The organism is Pseudomonas sp. NS1(2017) (assembly GCF_002269425.1).
GTDB classification, from domain to species: domain Bacteria; phylum Pseudomonadota; class Gammaproteobacteria; order Pseudomonadales; family Pseudomonadaceae; genus Aquipseudomonas; species Aquipseudomonas reactans.
This window is the reverse complement of sequence record NZ_CP022960.1, coordinates 5824378-5844225: the sequence shown is the minus strand read 5'-3', so window position 1 is coordinate 5844225 and position 19848 is coordinate 5824378. Positions and strand designations below refer to the sequence as shown.

At 59.6% G+C, this 19848-nt stretch carries 22 protein-coding genes and 1 tRNA gene; 10 read left to right on the top strand and 13 right to left on the bottom strand.

What is annotated here, in order from left to right; genetic code table 11:
• Positions 1 to 3 precede the first annotated feature (3 nt).
• The 3 genes from CI807_RS31365 to CI807_RS27300 all read left to right on the top strand — a co-directional run bounded on the left by CI807_RS31365 (position 4) and on the right by CI807_RS27300 (position 1491).
• The gene (locus tag CI807_RS31365; RefSeq protein WP_157742082.1) at positions 4 to 381 is read left to right on the top strand and encodes a hypothetical protein; all 378 of its coding nucleotides are present in this window, start codon (positions 4 to 6) and stop codon (positions 379 to 381) included.
• Between the two features lie 245 nt (positions 382 to 626).
• Entirely contained in the window at positions 627 to 1190 is a 564-nt protein-coding gene (locus tag CI807_RS27305) for a hypothetical protein (protein WP_095016980.1), read from the top strand.
• A 228-nt stretch (positions 1191 to 1418) separates the two neighbouring features.
• A tRNA-Asn gene (locus tag CI807_RS27300) sits at positions 1419 to 1491 on the top strand.
• A gap of 57 nt (positions 1492 to 1548) precedes the next feature.
• Here CI807_RS27300 and CI807_RS27295 read toward each other — a convergent pair.
• The 4 genes from CI807_RS27295 to CI807_RS27280 form a co-directional block, all read right to left on the bottom strand.
• A complete protein-coding gene (locus tag CI807_RS27295; protein WP_095016979.1) occupies positions 1549 to 1848 on the bottom strand; it encodes an antibiotic biosynthesis monooxygenase in 300 nt (99 codons plus the stop codon).
• Positions 1845 to 2825 (bottom strand): zinc-dependent alcohol dehydrogenase family protein, encoded by a 981-nt coding sequence (locus tag CI807_RS27290; protein WP_095016978.1) that lies wholly within the window; start codon positions 2823 to 2825, stop codon positions 1845 to 1847. Before CI807_RS27290 ends, CI807_RS27295 begins: the two co-directional genes overlap by 4 nt.
• Before the next feature lie 61 nt (positions 2826 to 2886).
• Complete coding sequence (locus tag CI807_RS27285; RefSeq protein ID WP_016976414.1) at positions 2887 to 3189, bottom strand: helix-turn-helix transcriptional regulator; 303 nt, start codon at positions 3187 to 3189, stop codon at positions 2887 to 2889.
• Positions 3190 to 3254: 65 nt separating this feature from the next.
• Complete coding sequence (locus CI807_RS27280; protein ID WP_095016977.1) at positions 3255 to 4166, bottom strand: LysR substrate-binding domain-containing protein; 912 nt, start codon at positions 4164 to 4166, stop codon at positions 3255 to 3257.
• 172 nt (positions 4167 to 4338) lie between these two features.
• On the opposite strand from CI807_RS27280, the gene CI807_RS27275 reads away from it, so the two are divergent.
• Both CI807_RS27275 and CI807_RS27270 read left to right on the top strand, forming a co-directional pair.
• Positions 4339 to 5601: a dicarboxylate/amino acid:cation symporter gene (locus tag CI807_RS27275; protein ID WP_095016976.1), complete on the top strand. Its 1263-nt coding sequence runs from the start codon at positions 4339 to 4341 to the stop codon at positions 5599 to 5601.
• Positions 5598 to 7064: an amino acid racemase gene (locus tag CI807_RS27270; RefSeq protein WP_095016975.1), complete on the top strand. Its 1467-nt coding sequence runs from the start codon at positions 5598 to 5600 to the stop codon at positions 7062 to 7064. The genes CI807_RS27275 and CI807_RS27270 overlap by 4 nt, the downstream gene beginning before the upstream one ends.
• On the opposite strand, the gene CI807_RS27265 is transcribed toward CI807_RS27270, so the two are convergent.
• The 8 genes from CI807_RS27265 to CI807_RS27230 all read right to left on the bottom strand — a co-directional run bounded on the left by CI807_RS27265 (position 7039) and on the right by CI807_RS27230 (position 13552).
• A complete protein-coding gene (locus CI807_RS27265) occupies positions 7039 to 7326 on the bottom strand; it encodes a YkgJ family cysteine cluster protein (protein WP_177409604.1) in 288 nt (95 codons plus the stop codon). The genes CI807_RS27270 and CI807_RS27265 overlap by 26 nt on opposite strands.
• A gap of 61 nt (positions 7327 to 7387) precedes the next feature.
• A complete protein-coding gene (locus tag CI807_RS27260) occupies positions 7388 to 8416 on the bottom strand; it encodes a hypothetical protein (RefSeq protein WP_016976418.1) in 1029 nt (342 codons plus the stop codon).
• Positions 8417 to 8427: 11 nt separating this feature from the next.
• Positions 8428 to 9006, bottom strand: a complete 579-nt coding sequence (locus CI807_RS27255) for a hypothetical protein (protein WP_016976419.1) — start codon at positions 9004 to 9006, stop codon at positions 8428 to 8430.
• 35 nt (positions 9007 to 9041) lie between these two features.
• Entirely contained in the window at positions 9042 to 10574 is a 1533-nt protein-coding gene (locus CI807_RS27250; protein WP_095016974.1) for a hypothetical protein, read from the bottom strand.
• Complete coding sequence (locus tag CI807_RS27245; RefSeq protein WP_095016973.1) at positions 10571 to 11608, bottom strand: YafY family protein; 1038 nt, start codon at positions 11606 to 11608, stop codon at positions 10571 to 10573. The genes CI807_RS27250 and CI807_RS27245 overlap by 4 nt, the downstream gene beginning before the upstream one ends.
• A gap of 127 nt (positions 11609 to 11735) precedes the next feature.
• Positions 11736 to 11999 (bottom strand): hypothetical protein, encoded by a 264-nt coding sequence (locus CI807_RS27240; protein ID WP_016976422.1) that lies wholly within the window; start codon positions 11997 to 11999, stop codon positions 11736 to 11738.
• A gap of 13 nt (positions 12000 to 12012) precedes the next feature.
• The gene (locus CI807_RS27235; protein WP_016976423.1) at positions 12013 to 12654 is read right to left on the bottom strand and encodes a 4-carboxy-4-hydroxy-2-oxoadipate aldolase/oxaloacetate decarboxylase; all 642 of its coding nucleotides are present in this window, start codon (positions 12652 to 12654) and stop codon (positions 12013 to 12015) included.
• Positions 12655 to 12682: 28 nt separating this feature from the next.
• Positions 12683 to 13552: an NAD(P)-dependent oxidoreductase gene (locus tag CI807_RS27230; RefSeq protein ID WP_095016972.1), complete on the bottom strand. Its 870-nt coding sequence runs from the start codon at positions 13550 to 13552 to the stop codon at positions 12683 to 12685.
• 172 nt (positions 13553 to 13724) lie between these two features.
• Between CI807_RS27230 and CI807_RS27225 the strand changes: the two genes are divergently transcribed.
• From CI807_RS27225 to CI807_RS27215, 3 genes are all read left to right on the top strand, one after another.
• Complete coding sequence (locus CI807_RS27225; RefSeq protein ID WP_095016971.1) at positions 13725 to 14378, top strand: GntR family transcriptional regulator; 654 nt, start codon at positions 13725 to 13727, stop codon at positions 14376 to 14378.
• Between the two features lie 187 nt (positions 14379 to 14565).
• Positions 14566 to 15891, top strand: coding sequence for an MFS transporter (locus CI807_RS27220; RefSeq protein ID WP_095016970.1), 1326 nt, complete (start codon positions 14566 to 14568; stop codon positions 15889 to 15891).
• 66 nt (positions 15892 to 15957) lie between these two features.
• Positions 15958 to 16881: a LysR family transcriptional regulator gene (locus CI807_RS27215; protein ID WP_095016969.1), complete on the top strand. Its 924-nt coding sequence runs from the start codon at positions 15958 to 15960 to the stop codon at positions 16879 to 16881.
• Here CI807_RS27215 and CI807_RS27210 read toward each other — a convergent pair.
• Entirely contained in the window at positions 16784 to 17488 is a 705-nt protein-coding gene (locus tag CI807_RS27210) for a TetR/AcrR family transcriptional regulator (RefSeq protein WP_095016968.1), read from the bottom strand. The two genes, CI807_RS27215 and CI807_RS27210, sit on opposite strands and share 98 nt — an antisense overlap.
• A 121-nt stretch (positions 17489 to 17609) precedes the next feature.
• Between CI807_RS27210 and CI807_RS27205 the strand changes: the two genes are divergently transcribed.
• Both CI807_RS27205 and CI807_RS27200 read left to right on the top strand, forming a co-directional pair.
• Positions 17610 to 18827 (top strand): MFS transporter, encoded by a 1218-nt coding sequence (locus CI807_RS27205; RefSeq protein WP_095016967.1) that lies wholly within the window; start codon positions 17610 to 17612, stop codon positions 18825 to 18827.
• A gap of 94 nt (positions 18828 to 18921) precedes the next feature.
• Positions 18922 to 19716: a DNA/RNA non-specific endonuclease gene (locus CI807_RS27200; RefSeq protein WP_095016966.1), complete on the top strand. Its 795-nt coding sequence runs from the start codon at positions 18922 to 18924 to the stop codon at positions 19714 to 19716.
• The last annotated feature ends 132 nt before the right edge of the window (positions 19717 to 19848 follow it).

Here is a 19848-nt window from a genome sequence, read left to right as displayed (position 1 = left end):
GGAATGAAAATTAACTTTTATTTGGAAGAGTCAATGGGTGATCCAACTCCCTGGTGCAGCACGGATGTGGGAGGGCCAAATGACGTTGATCTTCTTGCGTGTCTTTTGCTTGACGATGGAGGACTACCTCTGGGTTGCACTATTTCTTGGCTGGATGAGGGGTTGAGTAGGATACTCTCAGTGAAAAACGCCGAGAAAGACTTCACTGATTGGGTGCGTGAAACTTGGGCAGCTGATATTTCAATAAGTGAGGTTAAAATCTACTCGCTTCATGATGAAGAGTTCGCAGTTACAATTAGTTTGGATGACTTTGAAAAGGCTTTGTTAGGTTGGAGAAAGTTTGTTGTGTCATTTCAGCAGGGAGAGAAGTTTGTAGGGTGAGGTATCCATAAGGGCGTTGAGAAAGTCTGCTTGCTCGAGCGTACGAATTCGATGCTCAAGCAAAGGAAACGGGACGGATTTATATAAGTGGTGTACCCAGTGCAGTGCAGAAAAATAAATCTGGCCCATCTGCTAGGTGAGCAAGCATCAAAAGTTGACGCGGGATTTGAAATAGGTTTAACCCTGTTTCAGGATTAAATAATGTCGTGATTGTATAAGTGCTTGCGAGAGAAGGAGGAGTTGTAGTGAAATCTAGTATGTTGTTGGTTTTGTTTTTTCTTTTGTCCGGCTGCGTAACCAATCAACTGCACTTCGCGGCCTACACCACAGATGCAGAACTGTCTGCGATCAAAAACAAAACTATTCACTCAACGATAACCAGCCTATCTGGCGATGAACGCTGCGCTCCCTGTTCCGAGCGTAGTAAGGTGGTGTGGCATGCGGCCAACTATAACGTGGGCCTGTACGAGGGTTTCGCTAATATCCCAGTCACCGATTGGTCTGAGTTCACCAAAAGGTCTATCGGGTCTGATGCAGATGCGAGCATAAAAACCAGAGTCGAGATCGACCGGATTTTTGTCAAAACGTGGAACAGTCCTGATTATTATGCGTGCGAAGCGAGTCTCTCGGTGTATATCGGGACGGCTAAATATACCGGGCAGTCGCGTGTGAAAATAAAGAGGGCAGGCCAAGAGTTGGTTAGTCAGGATCTAGCCTATCTTAAGTCCGAAACACTAAATGCTGTTAGTCTTGCGTTGAAGGCTGCTTACATCGATGCCTTTAGCCGCATTGAAAAAGCTCCGCGCTAAAGTAGCGAAAAGCGGCAAAAGCTACTGTGGCGGCTACATTGGTCAGGAAGTTAAGTGAGGCATAAAGGTTACTCGGTAGCTGACAGAGGGCGCCTCCTTTTCCTACAGGTCATTGCTTTGCCCGGCTTTGACAAGCCACCCCAACCCGACTAACTTTCCTGGCGTGACGCATTCATGCGACCCACGCTATGCAGCTAACCTATTTTCTGCGCCACATTTCGTCGTGGCCCCAGTGCGCCTAACAGCTAGCAAGTGACTGTTAATCATTGGGTCCCTGGTTCGAGTCCAGGTCGTGGAGCCAGCTAGCGACATAAAGAGAAGCCTGCAGCGATGCAGGCTTTTTTTGTCCTGGATTTCTCTAGACGCTAAACCCTGGCCCCTCCACGTGATACACCTGCGGTTCCTCCGAAAAAAACGCCTCCAGACCCAACATGAACGCCTGATGATCCTCACTCGCTTCGAACCCCGGCGTGTGATCCTCAAGCGATTCCCAGCGCACGATCAGATTGAATCGCTCAGGTGTTTCGATCCCTTGCGCGAGCATGTGGCCCTGGTAGCCTTTCGCGCGGGCGAGCAATGGTGCGACCTGCGCAAAGGCCTGCCGGAACGCATCCATGTGTTGTTTGTGAACGGGAAGCAGGGCGATCTCGTAAATCATGGCGTGGCTCCTTCAATCGGCTCGACAGCAATCGCAATCTTCCCTTGGATGCCGTTGTTGCGGCTTTCCAGTCGCGCATGGGCGAGTCCGATGTCGGCCAGTGCATAGACGGCGCCAACGTGAGGGCGCAGTTGGCCTTGCGCAACCAAGCTGCTCAACTCATCCAGCTTGCCGCGGTTTTGCCGGGTGAATACGAAGTGATAACTCGCATTCTTGCCCCAGGCCTGGACCAGGTTCTGTGGCTGGGCAATGTCCACGATCGAGACCACACGGCCCAGTTGTGCGAGGGCGTCGGGGCTGCGCGACAGGGTGTTGCCGCCAATGGTGTCGAACACCACATCGACGCCACGGCCATCCGTTTCCCGCAGGATCGCGTCGACGTAGTCTTCTTTTTCGTAGTCGATGATCACATCGGCACCCTGGCTTTTAACGAACTCAATATTGGCTTCGCGCACGGTCGTGAACACCCTTGCGCCGATCGCCTTTGCCAGTTGGATCGCTATGTGGCCAACGCCGCCAGCGCCGCCGTGTATCAGGATGCTTTCCCCCACTCGAAGCGCTGCGCGTACGGTCAGTGCTTCCCATGCCGTCCCCCCGACCAGGCTCAGGCTGGCTGCCTCCAAGTGACTCAAGGTGGGAGGTTTTTTCCCGATAATGCTTTCGGCCGCCACGTGGTATTCGGCATAACTGCCAGGGCCATCGAATATCTGCGGGGTGTACCAGACTTCGTCACCTGGCGCGAAGTTCGTCACGCCCGGGCCGATGGCTTCGACAACGCCGGAGACGTCATGACCGGTGATAGCCGGGAGTGGCACCAGGTCGGCGTAATCTCCGCGCCGTACCTGATAATCCAGCGGGTTGATGGAGGTGGCGTGAACCCGTACCAGGACCTGACCGGTCTGTGGTGCTGGCTTGGGCACTTCGCAGAGTTCGAACGCATCCGCGCCACCAAATGATTTAAGCCTCATCGCTTTCATTGTAATACCTCGTTTCGGCAAAAAGGGATATCGGGAATTGTCGATATCCTGGGATAAAAAATTACAGGTCCTTGCCGATGATCTCGGCAAGCGCACGGATGGTTGCTTCGTTTCGCTTGTAGTAGGTCCACTGGCCGATGCGCCGGGTTTCGATCAGGCCCGCGCGGTGCAACGTTGCCAGGTAATCAGACACGGTCGATTGCGACAGCCCGACGCCTTCCTGAATACTGCTGACGCAGACGCCCACGGTATGAACGTCCCCCTCATCCTGGGCAGGGAAATTCTTTTCGGGGTCCTTCAAACCTTTCAGGATTTCGAGTCGAGTGCGGTTTGAGAGAGCTTTGAATATTTCGAGTAGGTCCATGGCATGAGAATATCGAGATTTACCGATATGTCAATGCAGAAAAAGATCCGGTGTTGATCGCTGGATCAAACGTCTGCGCGCCAGCCTTCCAGCGTGCGCCACAACTTCCTCATCGTCGGGTTCTGGTTTTCAATCGCGCAATACGAGCGAATCTCCAACCGCGTACTCCATTCCTCTCCCCCGGCACGCACCAGCAGCCCACGTTCCAACTCATCCACCACCGCGCTCTGCGGCAGCCACGCTACGCCATAACCTTCGATAGCCATGCGCATCAGCAGCATGGCCATGTCGGCTTCGTAGCAGCGCTCCAGCACAGCGGGAGCAGGGCCGTTCTTGATCACGATTTCCGCAACCCGGCCCAGGAACGTGGTGGCGGTGTACGCCAGGTGCGGGACGGGTTTTTCCGCAGTTCCCGGCAGGCGATAGAGCGGCCGGCCACGTTTGTCCGCGGCGCACAGCGGGATGAATGCGTCATGCCCCAACGCCAGGCTGCCGAAGCGCTCCGCATCCAGCAGGATCGGCGCCAGCGGGTGGTGGTAGACGATCATCAGGTCACAGCTGCCTTCTTCCAGCGCAATCACCGCATCATGAATATTTGCCGCCACTACGCGCGCATTGAACTGCTCGGTGTGCCGCTGGAATTGCGCCAGCCACTTGGGCAGGAAGGTCATCGACAGGCTGTGGCCGGCGGTCACCTGGATCGAGCGGCCCGGCATGCGCTCCACTTCACGCAGGCTGGCGCGCAGGCGCATCAGACCGGCCAGGGCGTCGCGGCTTTCGCTGCAGAAGGCGACGCCTGCGGCGGTGAGTTGCACCGGGTAGGTGCCACGGTCGACCAGCTCGACACCCACCCAGTCTTCCAGTGAGCGAATGCGCCGCGACAAGGCCGATTGAGTCACGCAGCGCACTTCGGCGGCGCGGGAAAAGTTCTTCCACTCGGCGATTGCCAGGAGGTCATCCAACCATTTGATCTGCATGCCGGTTCTCCAGACTATGAGCCTTGAGTGTAAGCGGCCGCGCCCAAGCGGGGCTTGGCTTTTTGCAAACTATTCCAAAAGCGCATGGGGTTAGCCGGATTACTCATCATGGTGGTTGGGGCTGTCCCTAGAATCTTCGGCATACAACAAAAGCCATCCGAGGGCCGCACCTGTGAACAAGAATAAACTTCCCCGTCGCATTGCAGTCGGCATCGCCCTGGGCGTGCTGGTGGGTTGGGCGTGTCACCACTATGCCGGCAGCGAGCAGGCCGCCAAGGAGCTGGCCGGGTACTTTTCGATGGTCACCGACATCTTCCTGCGCATGATCAAGATGATCATTGCACCGCTGGTGTTCGCCACCCTGGTGGGCGGCATCGCGAGCATGGGCAGTTCGCGTTCGGTGGGGCGTATCGGGATGCGGGCGATGCTCTGGTTTGTCACGGCGTCGCTGGTCTCGCTGATGCTTGGCATGGCGCTGGTCAACCTGTTCCAGCCGGGCGCCGGGTTGAACATGCAGGTGGTGCAGCACGCCACGGCGGCGGTGCCGATCAACACTGGGGACTTCAGTCTCAAGACCTTTATCAGTCACGTGTTCCCGCGCAGCATTGCCGAGGCGATGGCCAACAACGAGATCCTGCAGATCGTGGTGTTTTCGCTGTTCTTCGGCTTCGCGCTGGCTGGCGTCAAGCGCGCCGGTTACACGCGTATTACCGACACCGTGGACGAGCTGGCCAAGGTGATGTTCAAGATCACCGACTACGTGATGGCCTTCGCGCCGATCGGCGTGTTTGCCGCGATTGCCTCGGCGATCACCACCAACGGCCTGGGCCTGCTGGCAGATTACGCCAAGTTGATCGCCGAGTTTTATCTGGGGATTGCGTTGCTCTGGGTGTTGCTGTTCGCCGCCGGCTACCTGTTTCTCGGGCGTTCGGTGTTCACCCTCGGCAAGCTGATCCGCGAGCCGATCCTGCTGGCGTTCTCCACGGCCAGCAGCGAGTCGGCCTACCCGAAAACCATGGAGGCCCTGGAGAAATTCGGCGCGCCCAAGCGCGTCTCCAGTTTCGTGCTGCCGCTGGGCTATTCCTTCAACCTTGACGGCTCGATGATGTACCAGGCGTTCGCGATCATGTTTATCGCCCAGGCCTACAACATCGACCTGAGTTTCACCCAGCAACTGCTGATTCTGCTGACGCTGATGATCACCAGCAAAGGCATGGCCGGTGTGGCGCGGGCCTCGGTCGTGGTGGTAGCGGCAACATTGCCGATGTTCAACCTGCCCGAAGCCGGGTTGCTGCTGATCATCGGTATCGACCAGTTCCTCGACATGGCGCGCACTGCCACCAACGTGGTGGGCAACAGTATCGCCACGGCGGTGGTCGCGAAATCCGAAACCGAGGAAGAACTTGCCGAGCTGCCGCAAATGGTGCGCACATGACCACCACTTCTCGATTGGGCATCGTCGGCGGGCTCGGCTCGCTGGCGGGCGGTGATCTGTTCTACAAACTGGTCAAGTCCAAGGCCGTGCTGGAGGACCAGGGTCGTTATCACTTCCTGTTTGAGCAGCACCCGTTCAAGGATGTGTTGTTGCCCCTGGACCGCCACGCGAGCATGACCGCGCGCAAATTCTATGTGTTCCAGGTGTGCAAGACCTTTGAAGACAGTGGCGTGGATGCGGTACTGCTGCCGTGCTTCGCCAGCCAGACCTTTCGTGAGGAAATCCAGCAGGAGCTGGGTATTCCCGTGCTGGACATGATGCAGGCACTCGTCCGGCACATCCTGCGCAATGTCACACCGGGCACCACCCTGGGCGTGGTTGCGTCGGACTTCGTGCGCCACTGTGGGTTGTTTGAGAAGCACCTCGGCCAGCACTTCAACCTGGTGTATCCGGAGGACCACGCCCAGGTCGCGTTGATGGAGGCCATGTATGGCGTCAACGGCATCAAGGACGGCCACCTCGACGGCGTGCCGCTGGAGTCGGTCTACCAGGCGTGCCTGTCATTGCAAGCGCAGGGCGCCACGGTGATCGTGCCGGGCATGACCGAGCTGTCGCTGGTGTGCGGCGACCTGCAACGGCGCGGCATCAGCGTGCTCGATATCAACCAGATCTATGCCGAATTCGCCACCCAGGCCTACGGCCCGGCATGCCAGCCGCCGTTCAAACTGGGCGTCGTCGGCGGCGTCGGCCCTGCGGCCACTGTGGACTTCATGGGCAAGGTGGTCGCCCACACTCCGGCGGGCAAGGACCAGGACCATATCAAGATGGTGGTGGAGCAGAACCCACAGATCCCCGACCGCACCGCCAACCTGTTGCGCGACGAAACCGACCCCACCCTGGCCCTGTACGCCACCTGCAAACGCCTGGAAAGCGCTGGCGCCCAAGCCATCGCGATCCCGTGCAACACCGCCCATGCGTTTGTCGAACGCATCCAGGCGCATTTGCGCGTGCCCATCGTCAACATGCTCAGCGAGACGGTGGAGTGGATCGTGCACACCTACGGCAGTGGCCAGGCGGTCGGTTTGCTGGCGACTTCCGGCACCTTGCAAAGCCAGGTCTATCACCAGGCGGCGCGGCGTTCAGGGTTGCAACTCATCACGCCCGGTTTCGATTACCAGGCGCTGGTGATGGAAGCAATTTATGGCGAGCGGGGTATCAAGGCCGGATTTACCGAGGGCGTCTGTCGCGAGCAGTTGCTGCTAGTGGCAGAGCATTTGTGTGAGCAGGGGGCGAGAGTGTTGATTCTGGGGTGTACGGAGTTGCCGTTGGTGTTGGCGCACAGTGAGTCGTTTCAGATCAACCAGCACCGTGTGGTATTGGTGGACCCCACCACCCTTCTTGCGCTTCAGTGCATCAGCCTGGCAGGCGCGAGCCCATTCATTGCACTGTGCGAATCGGAATAAGCTGCGCGTTGGCCTGAAGAGTAGCGCATACCTCAAGGTTCAAACGCACGTACTCCGTCCAGGTAAAGTGCTCGGCATAGCGTTCGGTAAATTGCTGGTCCACGCGGCAGATGGCCGGGCGTTCGTGGTAGATGGCGCAACCCTTGGTCGCGGCAGCGTAGTGCCGACAGGTGCCGTCACCACGATCAAGAAATTGCGTTTCAGGCGCCAGGTTGACGTGCTGGCAGCACAAACCACACTGGGTACAGGGAAAAGTGTCCACGGGTATCAGACCTTGTGCAGAAAGCAAAGCGCCCGCGCGGCGTGCGCGGGCGCTGGATTACTCAGGCTGCGGGAGCGTCCAGGCTGGCCTTCTGACCGCTGGCCACCGCCGCTACATCGTCGATGCGCTTCTTGGTAGCAAGGACCAGATTGCCATCCTTGTCGAGGATGGCGGTGTCGATCATCGCCTTGATCAATTGGGCGAATTTCACCGAGGCGAACACCACCTCCTTGCTCTCTTTGGAGAAGGTGCGGTAGTCCACGCCTTCCTGCTCGATCACTTTCTTCAGTTCGCTGACGCTGCGGCGTAGTTGCGAGCTGATCTTGGAGAACGTGCTGTTGGCCAGCGCCGTGACTTTATCAATGGCGGTGAGCTTTGCGGTCAGCAGGTCTGCTTGGTCACGCAGGGTGCGCGCTTGTTCCATGTTGCTGCGTGCATTATTCAGGGCTTCTTCACCCTTGTTACCCAGTACGTGACCGAAGATCGCCAGCGCCGGACCTGCGACGATCCCCCCCAGAACCATCATGCCACCGGCCATGCCGTAGCCGCCTGCTGCCAACGACCCGCCGCCCAGCCAGGCGAGGGTGGCGTTGGTTGCCGCCACGCCACCCAAGGATGAAATGGCGGTGCCGGTGCTGGCAGTTGCCAGCAGCATGGTGCCGTTGTAGGCGCCGAAGGCCAGCGCTGCACCTCCGCCCATGCCAGCGCCAAGGCCCAGGCCAGCATCCTTGAGTGCTTGATAATCCTGACGCAGACCGGTCAGGGTCTTGCTCGTGAAATCGCCAGCGTTGAGTTTGTCCAACTCAGGGCTTTGCGACAGCTCGACGTTTTTCAGGCGTTCGAAGGTTTCAATAAACTCAGCTACCACGCCGTTGAACGCGCGCAGTTTGCGTTGGCCGTAATCTTCCAGGGTGGTGTTGGTTTTCTTGCGCTGCTCTTCAACCTTCAAGTTGGCGGTATTCACCAGGTTTCGCGCATCGTTGTTGAGGTCTTTGGCGTTGCTGTGGTCAATTGCGCCACTGACGCCTTTGGCCGCACCGTACAGGCCGGCAGCAGCTGCGACGGCACCAATGATCAGGGGAATTGGCATGCTCTGTTTCCTTACTCGAGGATGATCGAAATGGTTTTACTGACTTCCCGGTTCAGCGTTTCGGCGCGCTCTAGCAGGTCGTCAAAAATGAAATCTTCCAAGCGATGGTGTTGTTGGAATTCCTTGAGCAGCGCCCACTCGATGCTGGAAATATGGCCATCGCGCAGTGATACCAGCAGCAGTTCGAACAGGATCACTTTGGGCGCCGACGGCAGCTCGAATGACTTGCCCTTGATAATTTCCTTAAGCACCGAGGTCGCAGCCAGTACGCGGGTTTCGGGGTTGCCAGCCTTGGGCACCGGGTACTTCTTGAGTGCTTCGATCAGGCGCGCCTTCACGTTGATCTCGTCGCCGAAGAACTCCATGAAGTCCGCCAGGCTCGGGCGTTTACCGACGGAATGTTCGAGGTCGGCAATCACCTCGCGCTCCTGTTCACCTTCCTCAATTGTCAGAGCGTCAAGGTTTGTGCCGGAAGTCAGCTCGTCGGCACGCTTGCCGTCCCACAGCAGAGGTTTGTCGGCAATCGCCAGTAACTTGGCGAGGTCCAGAAGGTGATGTTTGTCCGCATCGGACAGCAGTTTGATCAGCATCAGTGGGGCATCCTTTTATTCAAGCGAAGAGCGGATTACAGGGTCAGCGGGCTGTCGGAGTCCATGAAGTCATCGAACTCGGCGATGCTTTGGAACTGCAGTTTTTGGCCCAATAAACCGGCGTATTGATTGATGGCGGCGGCCATCGTGTCGATGTGGTTGCTGGCAATTCCGGCAGTGGAAAACAACTGCTGCGTCGCCTGTTCCAGTTGCGGTAATTCACTGCGCACGAATGCGTCCAGGCGCGCTTGTTCGTCGGCAATGCTCTGGCGCGCAGCGGCCTCGATGGCCTGCACACGCGCCAAGTGAATGCGGGAGTGCTCTACGCCTTCGGCGGCTTCCAGAGCCACTTTGTAGAACATGGAGGACAAGGTGTAGCCGATCATTCCGCCAATCGCGGCACCCACAAAGGGGATTGGGATCGCCACTTGCCCCAGCGCCGCCATCATGCCGCTGGAGAGCATGCCGGCGCCTTTTTCGCCGACTTCATGCAGCAATTGCGCCTCGCTGATTTCGTCGTTGACGTAGCGCTTGATCGAGCCACCGAGCGACAGGCAGATATCGACGATCATCGCCGGCGCATTGGTGTTTGATAGGGTGCGCAGTGTCTGGTTGCCCGATTGCTGCAGGCTACCTTTGATGGCAGCACCGACGAACGCCGTACCGTAGCCAAGTGCGGCGGCCTGGGCTGTGTCGATGGCCAAGTCCTGTACCGCTGTTCCCAGTTGTTTTTGCTCCAGAGCGACGCTGAACAGGTTGGTCATCAACGAAATCGAACCACCGACAACGGCGCCGATTTTTGCGCCTTCGACACCTGCCCGGTGGCTGGTGCGGCCAATGTCCTTGAGGGTTTCACCTTTGGGATTCTTGACGTAGTCGATGGCCTGCTCGGTGGTGATGCCCAAGTCAACGATGTCTTCGCGTTCCAGTTGATCAAATTTGTCGGCGCGTTCGCGGAATTTTTCTGCCAGGTCCCTCTGGTCATTCAATTCAAGTTTGTCGGCGCGCTCGCGCAGGCCTGCTGCTCGCTTGCGACAGTAGGCGCGGGCGTCATCCACTTGTTCGCTGGGCAGCTCGAGCTTTTTGCCGAAATACTTTTTGTACTTGTGGTCTTCGTGGCTGACCTGGTTGGCGACGCGGTTGCCGTTGGCCTCCAGTTTGGTCTGGGCTTCGTAGACGATGTCGCCGTTGGCATTCACTTTCACACGGTCGACGGCTTCGCGGTACTTGCTGTCGGTCTGGATACCGTAGCGCTTCAGGTCATCACTGCGAATCGTGCGTTCGGTCGACTTGCTGATGATCGCCTCTGCATTGTCGCGGCTGGTGCTGGCCACCTCACCGGCCCAGCCCGCACGGTGTTTGATTCCCGTGCCTTCGGTGCTGATGCCCTTGAGACCTTTGCTCAAGGTGACGCCGACTTCATTGTCGATACCTGTGAAACCCTTGATGTACTCGGCATTGGCGCTGCCAAAGCGGTTGACCACTTCACTGGTGGACAGCGCGGTGGCGGTCTGGGCGATGTCCGCCTGGGTCTGGTCCCGGCGAGCGTTTGGGTCGTAGGGCTTCATTGAGCCTCCTGTCGGGCGTAGTCAGGGGTGTACAGCGCGATCATCTTGCTCAGCTTTTCGGCGATGGCCTGGGTCCAGCTGACGGGTTGATGCAGGTGAATACTTTCGCCAAGGCCGAACACCCACCAGAAGGTTTCCTGGTCGTCTGGCACCTGGGCGTGCAGGCGTTGCCAATCGCTGCCAGGCAGTGGAGTAAGAGTTTGCTCGGCGCTGAGCGGTGTTTCCTTGAGCAGCCAGGCAATCGAGGGGGCGACGTCGGCGATCAACGTGTGGTGTGCGACCGGGCCTGCGCTGTTGAAGCCACCGCCCTGCAGGTAGTGATCGATCTCGAAGTCGGCATGCACATGGGCGGCTTCTTCCAGGCATGTCGCCTGGTGGATGCGGTGCAGGGCAAACTGACGCACGTCGTTGTAACCCGCAACCGTGCCCAGCAGGTAGCTCACCGAGTGCCGCGACACTATTCCCGCCGGGTGTATCCGCAGGGTCTTTTGGTCGCCCTTGCTGCGGCTTTGGTACACGATGTCCAGTTGCCGTGCCTCGAGAAGCGCAGCGGCGACGTCGGACCACACGGCATCTTCAACCGGTGCCGGTTGTAGAGCCTTGCCATTGGGCACCGCGCGCACGTGCTTTGCCCAATGCGCCAGAGTGTTGTGTTGCAAACCTTGGAGTTGGCGCTGTGCCAACTCGAAGTGTGGCGCCAGCAGGTTCAACACGCTGGGCGGTAGCAGCTTGGCCAAATGGCTCTCGGCCAAGGCAAACGCCAACGCCGTGGGCGTGTCGAGGGCGGGCAAGTCGAACTGCGGCGTGTCCTTGGGGAAACTCCAGCGATAAGGGCGTTGGCTTTCATCGCAGAGCAACGGGAAATCCAGGCCGAGACGTCCGGTAAGGTCGCGTTGCAGAGTGCGCAAGTCGAGGTCGAACTGTTCGGCCCTGAGCCTCTGCAGCAGCTCGGCGGTGGAAATACTGCGCGGTTCGCGAGGGATCAGGCGTAGCAGGGCCAGGTGCCTGAATAGACGGTCTTTGGGATCTGACATGGGGCAACAGTGCTCGAATCGACCTTGATGAGCTGCAGGTCGTACTGAGCCTGCGAGCAATTCCATTGATGGCTTTTTAACATTAACCGCCGGACTAGCCAAGGCGAAATGCCATCATTGTGTGGGGCTACGCCGCATTGGGGGGTGTGTTCCGGCGTTTTTCACGGTCGAGTTCTTTCTGTAGTTCGTCGAAGGCCTGGTTGTTTTTCATCAGAACCACACCGACTACGACGCCGATGGCGAAACAGGCTAGAGCTTTCATGGAGGCACCTCTGGGTTCGTTGAGGGCATCCTCCATCGAGGTGGCGACAGGCAGTGTCGTCTGGTGGCGGGGGTGAAAAAAGTTGGCTCGAATAAAGCGAAAGAAGCCGCCATAGGGGGCGGCTTCCATCAGCGCTGAGGGTTCAGCGCATCCCAAATTTCTCCAGCGTCGGCGCCAACCCCAGCAGGTCAACCGTACTTTTCCCAGCCTCCAGCCCCGCCCGAATCCCATCCTCCTTATCTTCCCGACTACGGCTCAACCGGATCACTTCTTCAACGCGATCCTGCTCCACCACCACCAGCCCATCGCGGTCGCCGACGATGATGTCGCCCGGGTTGATGTTCACGCCGCCTATCACAATGGGCACGTTGACTTTGCCCGGTTGGCATTTGTTGGTGCCCTTGATGCTCAGGCCGCGGGAAAAGGTCGGGAAGCCCATCTCGATGATGGCGTTGGCGTCGCGCACGGCGCCGTTCATGACCAGGCCGACTATTCCGAGTTTTTGTGAAGCCAGGGTCAGCAGGTCGCCCCAGGGGCCGGCTTCCATGAAGCCCTTGGCGTCCACCACCAGCACATCGCCGGGTTTGGCTTTGGTCAGTGCGTAGTGGATGGCCAGGTTGTCGTCGGGACGGCAGTCTACAGTCAGGGCCGGGCCGGCCAGGCGCAGGCTCGGGTCGACCGGGCGCAGGCCGCTGTCCAAGGCGCCTTTCTGGCCCTGGGCTTCGTGGATGGTGGCGGTGCCCAGTTGTTTGAGGGTGTCGAGTTGGTCTTGGGTTACAGGCATGGTGGCGTTCCGTTTTTATAAGGGCTGTTCAAGCGGCTGGGGTATGACGGCCGAGCCAATCCAATGCTTGGGCTAGGCTCGGTTTTTCTTCGGTGATCGGTTCCAGCGCCAGGCCTTCGCTGCTGTGGCTGAAGCGCTGGCGCACGCCGCTGAGTACGCTGCTGGCAATGCCGAGCGAGGCCAGTTGGCGCTCGGCTTCTTCGACTTCATGCAAGCGCCGTGTGGCGTGCACCACGTGGGTGGACACGAGCATTTCCAGGAAGGCGGGCAGAGGTGCCTGGTCGATGTCCTTGAGCACTTCATAGAGGGCGGGGCGCAGTTGTTGGCGTTCGGCCGCCAGCAATACTTCCACCGCGAGTGCTTCCATGCCTTTAGTGAAGACGCTGCGCAGGATTTTCAGCGTGATTGCATCGCCGGGTTGGCTGGCGGGCATGGCGCGCGCGGTAGCCCCTGCGGCGAGCAACAGTTCGACAAATGCATCTGCCTTTGGGCCGGAGCACAGCAGTGGGGTCTTTTCCCGCAGGTAAGCGATGGCGCCCATGATCGCGACGTCCACGTAGTCGACCCGTTGCCGGGCGGCCTCTGCACCGGCCAGGCGCTTGCGCTCGGGGGCGGCGGTGGTGAGGTCGGCAAACAGCGCGCCGGGCTTGAGGTACGCCAGGCATTCACGGGTCACTTCCAGAGACTGCGTCCCCACCACGCAGGACAGTACGCAGTCCGATTCGGCCAGCCAGTCACCTACACGAGAGTGGATCGGCACGCCCAATTGGTCCGCCAATCGTTGTGCCGCCGGTGCGATGCGTTGCTCGCAGAACAGCAGCTCCACGGTGGTATTGGACGCCAAGGCCTGGGCATAGCAACGGCCGACTTCGCCGAGCCCTACGATTGTTATTTTCATGTCGCCTCCGGATTCAGGTGGCAATACAATTAAAATACAATTTCGGTGATTGCAAACGATTTTTGTACAAAGTGCGCGGACGGTACACTGTCATTGGCGTGCGACAAGCCTCAGAATCCGCTGCTGGCACCCCGGGGCAGAGCCCTGACCCACCTCGACACAGAAGGCAAACATGGCCAACGATCTCATCTACGAGACCTTGAGAAACCGCATCATTGCCGGCCAATACGAGCCTGGTACGCAACTCAAGGAAGAGCCGCTGGGCAAGGAATTCGGCCTGAGCCGCACGCCAGTGCGCGCGTCGCTGAAGAAGCTGGTGGACGACGGCCTGGCGGTGATCGAGGCCAACCGTGGGGTGTTTGTCGCCGGCTGGACCCAGTGGGACCTGGAAGAAATGTTCAGCTTGCGCGAGTTGCTCGAACCCCATGCCGCGCTGCTCGCCGCCCAACGCGCGACGCCGCAGGACGTGGCTGAACTGCACCGTATCAACGCGCTGATGGCGGATGCCATCGCCAGCAAGGGGCCCGATGTGACCCTGCGCGTGCAGGAGGCCAACCGTGCATTCCACGCGCAGGTACTGGAGATCGCCCGTTCGCAGCGGCTCAAGTCGATGCTCGCGACCTTGATCGACATGCCGGTGATCACCCGTTCGTTTTTCCTCTACCGCCCGGCCGACCTGGAGCGCAGCCTGCAGCAGCACCTGGACATCACCTATGCCATCGAGCAGAACGATGGCGAGTTGGCCCAGCGCGCCATGCAAACCCATATCCGCATGGCCTACCTGCGCTTCATGGCGCGGCGCAGTGAGTCGCCCGTTCGTCCATAAAAAAATACAAAACTAAAACAATATACGTTAGAGTCGGCGCCACGAGACCGGGCAATGACTCCTGCCTGACATTCACAGGGACCCAAAGAAACGCCAGACCTGAGGTGGCTGAGCCGGCCTCAGCGGGAGCCTGCACCCCGGATTCGACACACACGGCACATTCCAATAATAAAACCAGGTATCCCGTATGAGTATTCAGGTCTCCACCGCTGAAAAACCGTCGCGTTTCCGCTGGATCGTCGCAGGGCTGTTTTTTCTCGTGTACACCGTGGCCTCGGCCGACCGCGCCAACCTGGGCGTGGCCTTGCCGTTTATCCGCGAGGAATACCCGATGACCAACGCCGAAGCCGGTGCGTTGCTCAGTGTCTTCCTGCTGGCCTACGCGCTGGCGCAGATCCCCTCGGGCTTTGCCTCCAGCCGTTTCGGGGTGCGCAAGATCTTCTCGTTTTCGATGATCGCCACCTCGGTGTTCACCGCCTTGATGGGCACGGTCAATTCGGTGCTGGCCTTGAAGATCTATCGTTTTGCCCTGGGGATTGCCGAAGGCCCGCTGCCGATTGGCATCGCGTCGACCATCAACCAGTGGTTCCCGGCTAAGGAGAAGGGCACGGCGACGGGTATTTTCCTGGCCGCGGTGAAGTTCGGCCCGGTGATCGTGCCACCCTTGTGCGTGGCGATCGTGGCGATGTGGGGCTGGCGTGAGATCTTCTACATCTTTGCCGTGCCGGGTATTGTGCTGTCCATCGCGTGGTACTTCTTGGTGGCCAACCAGCCGGCGCAAAGCCGCTTTGTGAATGCCGGCGAGCTGGCGCACATCACCGATGAAACCAACAACGTCATCACCCAGAAGAGCGAAGGCGCGCAACGGCACTTCAAGCGCCTGGACGCTTTAATTCGCGTCAAACCGGTGGAGCCTATCGCGACCAGTCGCGGGTTGTTTCGGTCCTGGAACGTGGTCGGCTGTGCGCTGAGCTACAGCTTCCAGGTGGGCATCACCATGGTGCTGTTGTCGTGGATTCCCACCTACCTGATGACGGTCAAACAGTTCTCGATCATGAACATGGGCTTTGTCTCGGCGGCGCCGTGGGTGGGGGCGATCTGCGGTAACCTGCTCGGCGGTATCCTGTCCGACCGCGTGCTGGGCAAGCGGCGCAAGCCCGGCATGATGCTCTCGGCGCTGGCCACGGTCGGCACCATGTACGCGCTGATCAACTCACCGAATGACCCGACCTTGTACGCCGCGCTGCTGTTCCTCACTGGCACCTTGATCAGCATCGGTTACTCGTCCTACATGGTTTACCCGATGGGCCTGGCCACCAAGAAGACCTTTCCGATTGCCAGTTCCATCGTCAACATGGGCGGGCAGTTAGGCGGTGCGGCAGCGCCGTTTCTGGTGGGGTTGCTGCTCGACAGTTACGGCTGGTCCCAGGTGTTCCTGTTCATGGCGATCGGCTCCTTTGCCAGTTTCGTCGTGTTGCTGACCATTGCCGAGCCGGTGCCGGTTTTACGCTAGCGCTTGCGTGCTCAGGGCCGGTGACGCTAGCGTGGCAGCCCTGAGCGAAATCCCCGGTATCCCCCTATGAAGCGCCATTTCGAAGATTTGCAGCTAGGCAGCATCGAGTTATTTTGCCTCGCCGCCGAAGCCAGCAGCTTCACCGCCGCCGCGCAGGTGGCGGGTGTCACCCCGGCGGCCGTGAGCCGCAGCATCTCGCGCCTGGAAGAACGCCTGGGTTCACGCCTGTTTGTGCGCACCACCCGCAGCATTCGTCTCACCGACAGCGGCCGAACGTTCTTCGAGCAATGCCGCCAAGCCCTGACCCAACTGGTGGAAGCCCAACAGGAAGTGATGGGCGCACAGGCCGTGCCGTCGGGCCTGCTGCGCATCAGCATTCCTACCACCTACGCCCATCACCGCTTGTTGCCGCTGCTGCCGAAGTTTCGTGCGCTGTACCCAGAAGTCACGGTGGATATCCACATCAGCAACCGCAATATCGACTTTGTCGCCGAAGGGTATGACCTGGCCATCCGCGTGCGGGCCCAGCCGGATTCGTCGCTGATTGCCCGCCTGCTGGAAGATGGCGAACTGGTGGTAGTGGCATCTCCTTCCTACCTGAAGCGCGCCGGCATCCCACAGACGTTGGAAGATTTGCCTGCCCATGAATGCATCCAGTATGAATTGCCGAGCAATGGCCGGCGCATCTCATGGTTATTCCAGGTGGACGGCAAGGCGCAGGAATATGCGGGGGAGGCGGGGTACAGCTGCTCCGACGATGTACTCGGCGGTGTGACGCTGGCCAAGCATGGCGCGGGGCTGTTCCAGACCTACAAGTTCATTGTCGAGCAGGAGTTGGCCAACGGCAGCCTGGTGGAGGTATTGCAACCGTTTGGCGGACGCTCGCGGCCGTTTACCTTGTTGTATCCCCATGGGCGCTATGTGCCGCATCGGGTGCGGGCGTTTGTGGATTTCCTGATGCAGTGTCGGGACGAATGGGCGGCGCAGTAGAGGCGGCGATATCCCAGGTCAACAGCAGTTGGCTGATCGCTGCGTCGATAGTTGCATGGGGCACATTGTCCCGCGCCAGGATCGAAATGCCCTGTAAAAAGCTGTCAAACACCGTCGCCATCATCTCCGGGTTGACCGTCTGCGGCAATTGCCCCAGACGGATCGCCCGCTCCACACACGCCACAATCCCCGCACGGGTGCGCCGCCGCGACTGGGTCAACCCATCCGCCACCCGCGCATTCTCCGGGCTCGGTGCGCTCATCACCCCCAGCGCCACCATGCAGCCCTTGGGGTGGCCGTCTTCGCACTGCATGCGCGCCGACTGGCGCAGCGCTGTTTCAACCGCCTGACGCGGTAACAGGCTTTCGTCCCACAGGCATTCGGTGACTTGGGCGTAGGTCGCCAGGTAACGCTGCACGCATTCGTCGAACAGCGCCTCTTTGGAGCCGAAGGCCGCGTAAAAACTCGGTGCGGAGATGCCGCCACCCAAGCCGGTCTTGAGCTGCGCCAGCGACGTGGCGTCGTAGCCGTGCTGCCAGAACAGGTGCAAGGCCTGGTCCACGGCGTGTTCACGGTCGAAAGTGCGGGGGCGGCCCATCTGTGCCATGTCTGGTCTCCGGTGGATAGCGAGATAAATACTAGTCGATACATAAGTCGTTGACAATGTGATGTGTGCGCCTGCAACATTTATATCGATCAGTATCTAAGTCCCGCTCAAGGAGTTTCCCGTGACCCCCTCACTTACGTTACCGGCGTCATCCGACCGTTTGCCCATCGGTGCTTTACTTGCCCTGGCCATGACCGGCTTCATCTGCATCGTCACCGAAACGCTACCGGCGGGCCTGTTGCCGTTGATCAGCGAGGGCCTGGCGATTTCGCCGTCGATGGCCGGGCAGATGGTCACCGCCTATGCCTTGGGTTCGGTGCTGGCAGTGATCCCTATGACCATCGCCACCCGTGGCTGGCGGCGGCGTAACGTGTTGCTGCTGACCATCGTCGGCTTTTTGCTGTTCAACTCCATCACCGCGTTGTCGTCTCACTACGGCGTGACCCTGGTGGCGCGGTTCTTTGCCGGTGTGGCGGCCGGGTTGGCCTGGAGCCTGCTGGCCGGTTACGCCCGGCGCATGGTTGCGCCGCATCAACAGGGCAAGGCACTGGCACTGGCGATGGTGGGGACGCCGATTGCGTTGTCGTTGGGTGTGCCGTTGGGTACGTGGCTGGGTGGGCTGGTGGGCTGGCGCACGACCTTTGGCCTGATGTCGGCGGTGAGCCTGGTGCTGATTGCGTGGGTGCTGGTGAAAGTCCCGGACTACGCGCCTCAACCTGCGCATCAACGCCTGTCCTTGGGCAAGGTGTTGACCACGCCGGGCGTGCGGCCGGTGCTGGCGGTGGTGATCAGTTGGATGCTGGCCCACAACATTCTCTACACCTACATCGCGCCGTTCGTAGCGCCTGCCGGATTGGCGGAGCGGGTTGACCTGGTGCTGTTGGTGTTCGGGGTGGCCGCGCTGGCGGGGATCTGGCTCACGGCCAAGTTGGTCGAGCCGCTGCTGCGCCAGACCGTGCTGGTGAGCCTGGCGACCTTCGCGGCGATAAGCCTGGTGTTCGGCTTCCTGGGCAATATGCCCGAGGTGATCTACGTCGGCGTAGCGGTGTGGGGCCTGAGTTTCGGCGGCGCCGCGACCTTGCTGCAAACCGCCCTGGCCGATGCGGCGGGGGATGGCGCTGACGTCGCGTTGTCGCTGAATGTGGTGGCATGGAACAGCGCAATTGCCGGCAGCGGTGTGGTCGGCGGGGTGTTGCTGGACACCTGGGGCGTGGCGTCGTTTCCGTGGGCCATGCTGGTGTTGATCGGCGTGTCGCTGGCGATTGCCTGGGGGGCCAGTGCCCATGGCTTCAAGCCAGGTGCGCGGGATGTGGGAAAACCTACAGTGGTCGGGCACTAATCTGACATTCGTTAGTCAATAATCCTCGCAATATCATCCACTTGGCTCCGCTCGGCGGAGCCAGCCGCTTCACTTCCTTTCGAAGATTTAATGCATGTACCTACGCAAAATTGCCGTTGGGCTGACCGCCCTTGTTTTGCTTTCCTCTGGGGCCAACGCCCGAAGCTTGCCGGACCTCTATTCCAAACAGGAAAAACAGCTCAGTTTCGACAGTTGCGCCGACCTGTTCCCCGCCGCACCGATCAAGACCGCCACCGTGCCGGTCGCGATGAAACCCCTGGCCCTGTGCTCCGACCATTTTGCAGTGCTCTATTCGCAAACCAGCAAGACGCCCCTGGTGGTGGTAGAACGGCTGAATGCCGCACTCCTGAAAGACGCCAAGGGCGAGGAGCGCACCAACCAGTTCTACGCCGATCCGCGCATTCCCAAAGGTGGCCGTGCAGAGTTGAGCGACTACCGCGCCCAGCATCCCGCCGTGGACCGTGGCCACCAATCCCCAGCCGCCGACACGCCGAATGCCAACGCCATGGCGCAGTCGTTTGCGCTGTCGAACATGGTGCCCCAGGACCCTACCAACAACCGCAAGATCTGGAGCAAGGTCGAGGCTGACGTGCGCAAGTTTGCCGTGCGTGCCGGTGGCGATGTGTACGTGTTTACCGGCCCGCTGTTCGACCCTGGCTACGGCACCATCGGCGCCAACAAGGTCTGGGTGCCGACGCGCCTGTTCAAGCTGGTGTACGACGCTTCCAGCAAACGTGCCTGGGCGTATGTGCTACCCAATGCCGAGACGCGCATTCAAAAACCGATGGATTATGAGACGTTTGTGAAGAGCACCGGGCTCAGGTTGTTGGGGGATCTTCCGGTGTCGGGGTCGGTGGGGCGGACCTGATAGCCGACGTGGATGTTGGGGTGGACCGAGTACATATCCGTTATTTGGGTAACGGCGGATACTGGTTCCGCCCTTACGGCGGCTCACTTTTGAAAAGCGCAAAAGTAAGCAAAACGCTCTTGCCCCAACACT

What these genes read in the sequence shown, in the direction of transcription:
- CI807_RS27240 (WP_016976422.1), bottom strand. Translation starts at nt 11,999, where the DNA reads ATGGAAGCCGCCCCCTATGGCGGCTTCTTTCGCTTTATTCGAGCCAAC.
- CI807_RS27280 (WP_095016977.1), bottom strand. Translation starts at nt 4,166, where the DNA reads ATGCAGATCAAATGGTTGGATGACCTCCTGGCAATCGCCGAGTGGAAG.
- CI807_RS27245 (WP_095016973.1), bottom strand. Translation starts at nt 11,608, where the DNA reads ATGTCAGATCCCAAAGACCGTCTATTCAGGCACCTGGCCCTGCTACGC.
- CI807_RS27250 (WP_095016974.1), bottom strand. Translation starts at nt 10,574, where the DNA reads ATGAAGCCCTACGACCCAAACGCTCGCCGGGACCAGACCCAGGCGGAC.
- CI807_RS27295 (WP_095016979.1), bottom strand. Translation starts at nt 1,848, where the DNA reads ATGATTTACGAGATCGCCCTGCTTCCCGTTCACAAACAACACATGGAT.
- CI807_RS27235 (WP_016976423.1), bottom strand. Translation starts at nt 12,654, where the DNA reads ATGCCTGTAACCCAAGACCAACTCGACACCCTCAAACAACTGGGCACC.
- CI807_RS27200 (WP_095016966.1), top strand. Translation starts at nt 18,922, where the DNA reads ATGTACCTACGCAAAATTGCCGTTGGGCTGACCGCCCTTGTTTTGCTT.
- CI807_RS27215 (WP_095016969.1), top strand. Translation starts at nt 15,958, where the DNA reads ATGAAGCGCCATTTCGAAGATTTGCAGCTAGGCAGCATCGAGTTATTT.
- CI807_RS27230 (WP_095016972.1), bottom strand. Translation starts at nt 13,552, where the DNA reads ATGAAAATAACAATCGTAGGGCTCGGCGAAGTCGGCCGTTGCTATGCC.
- CI807_RS27255 (WP_016976419.1), bottom strand. Translation starts at nt 9,006, where the DNA reads ATGCTGATCAAACTGCTGTCCGATGCGGACAAACATCACCTTCTGGAC.
- CI807_RS27225 (WP_095016971.1), top strand. Translation starts at nt 13,725, where the DNA reads ATGGCCAACGATCTCATCTACGAGACCTTGAGAAACCGCATCATTGCC.
- CI807_RS27285 (WP_016976414.1), bottom strand. Translation starts at nt 3,189, where the DNA reads ATGGACCTACTCGAAATATTCAAAGCTCTCTCAAACCGCACTCGACTC.
- CI807_RS27270 (WP_095016975.1), top strand. Translation starts at nt 5,598, where the DNA reads ATGACCACCACTTCTCGATTGGGCATCGTCGGCGGGCTCGGCTCGCTG.
- CI807_RS31365 (WP_157742082.1), top strand. Translation starts at nt 4, where the DNA reads ATGAAAATTAACTTTTATTTGGAAGAGTCAATGGGTGATCCAACTCCC.
- CI807_RS27210 (WP_095016968.1), bottom strand. Translation starts at nt 17,488, where the DNA reads ATGGCACAGATGGGCCGCCCCCGCACTTTCGACCGTGAACACGCCGTG.
- CI807_RS27290 (WP_095016978.1), bottom strand. Translation starts at nt 2,825, where the DNA reads ATGAAAGCGATGAGGCTTAAATCATTTGGTGGCGCGGATGCGTTCGAA.
- CI807_RS27220 (WP_095016970.1), top strand. Translation starts at nt 14,566, where the DNA reads ATGAGTATTCAGGTCTCCACCGCTGAAAAACCGTCGCGTTTCCGCTGG.
- CI807_RS27260 (WP_016976418.1), bottom strand. Translation starts at nt 8,416, where the DNA reads ATGCCAATTCCCCTGATCATTGGTGCCGTCGCAGCTGCTGCCGGCCTG.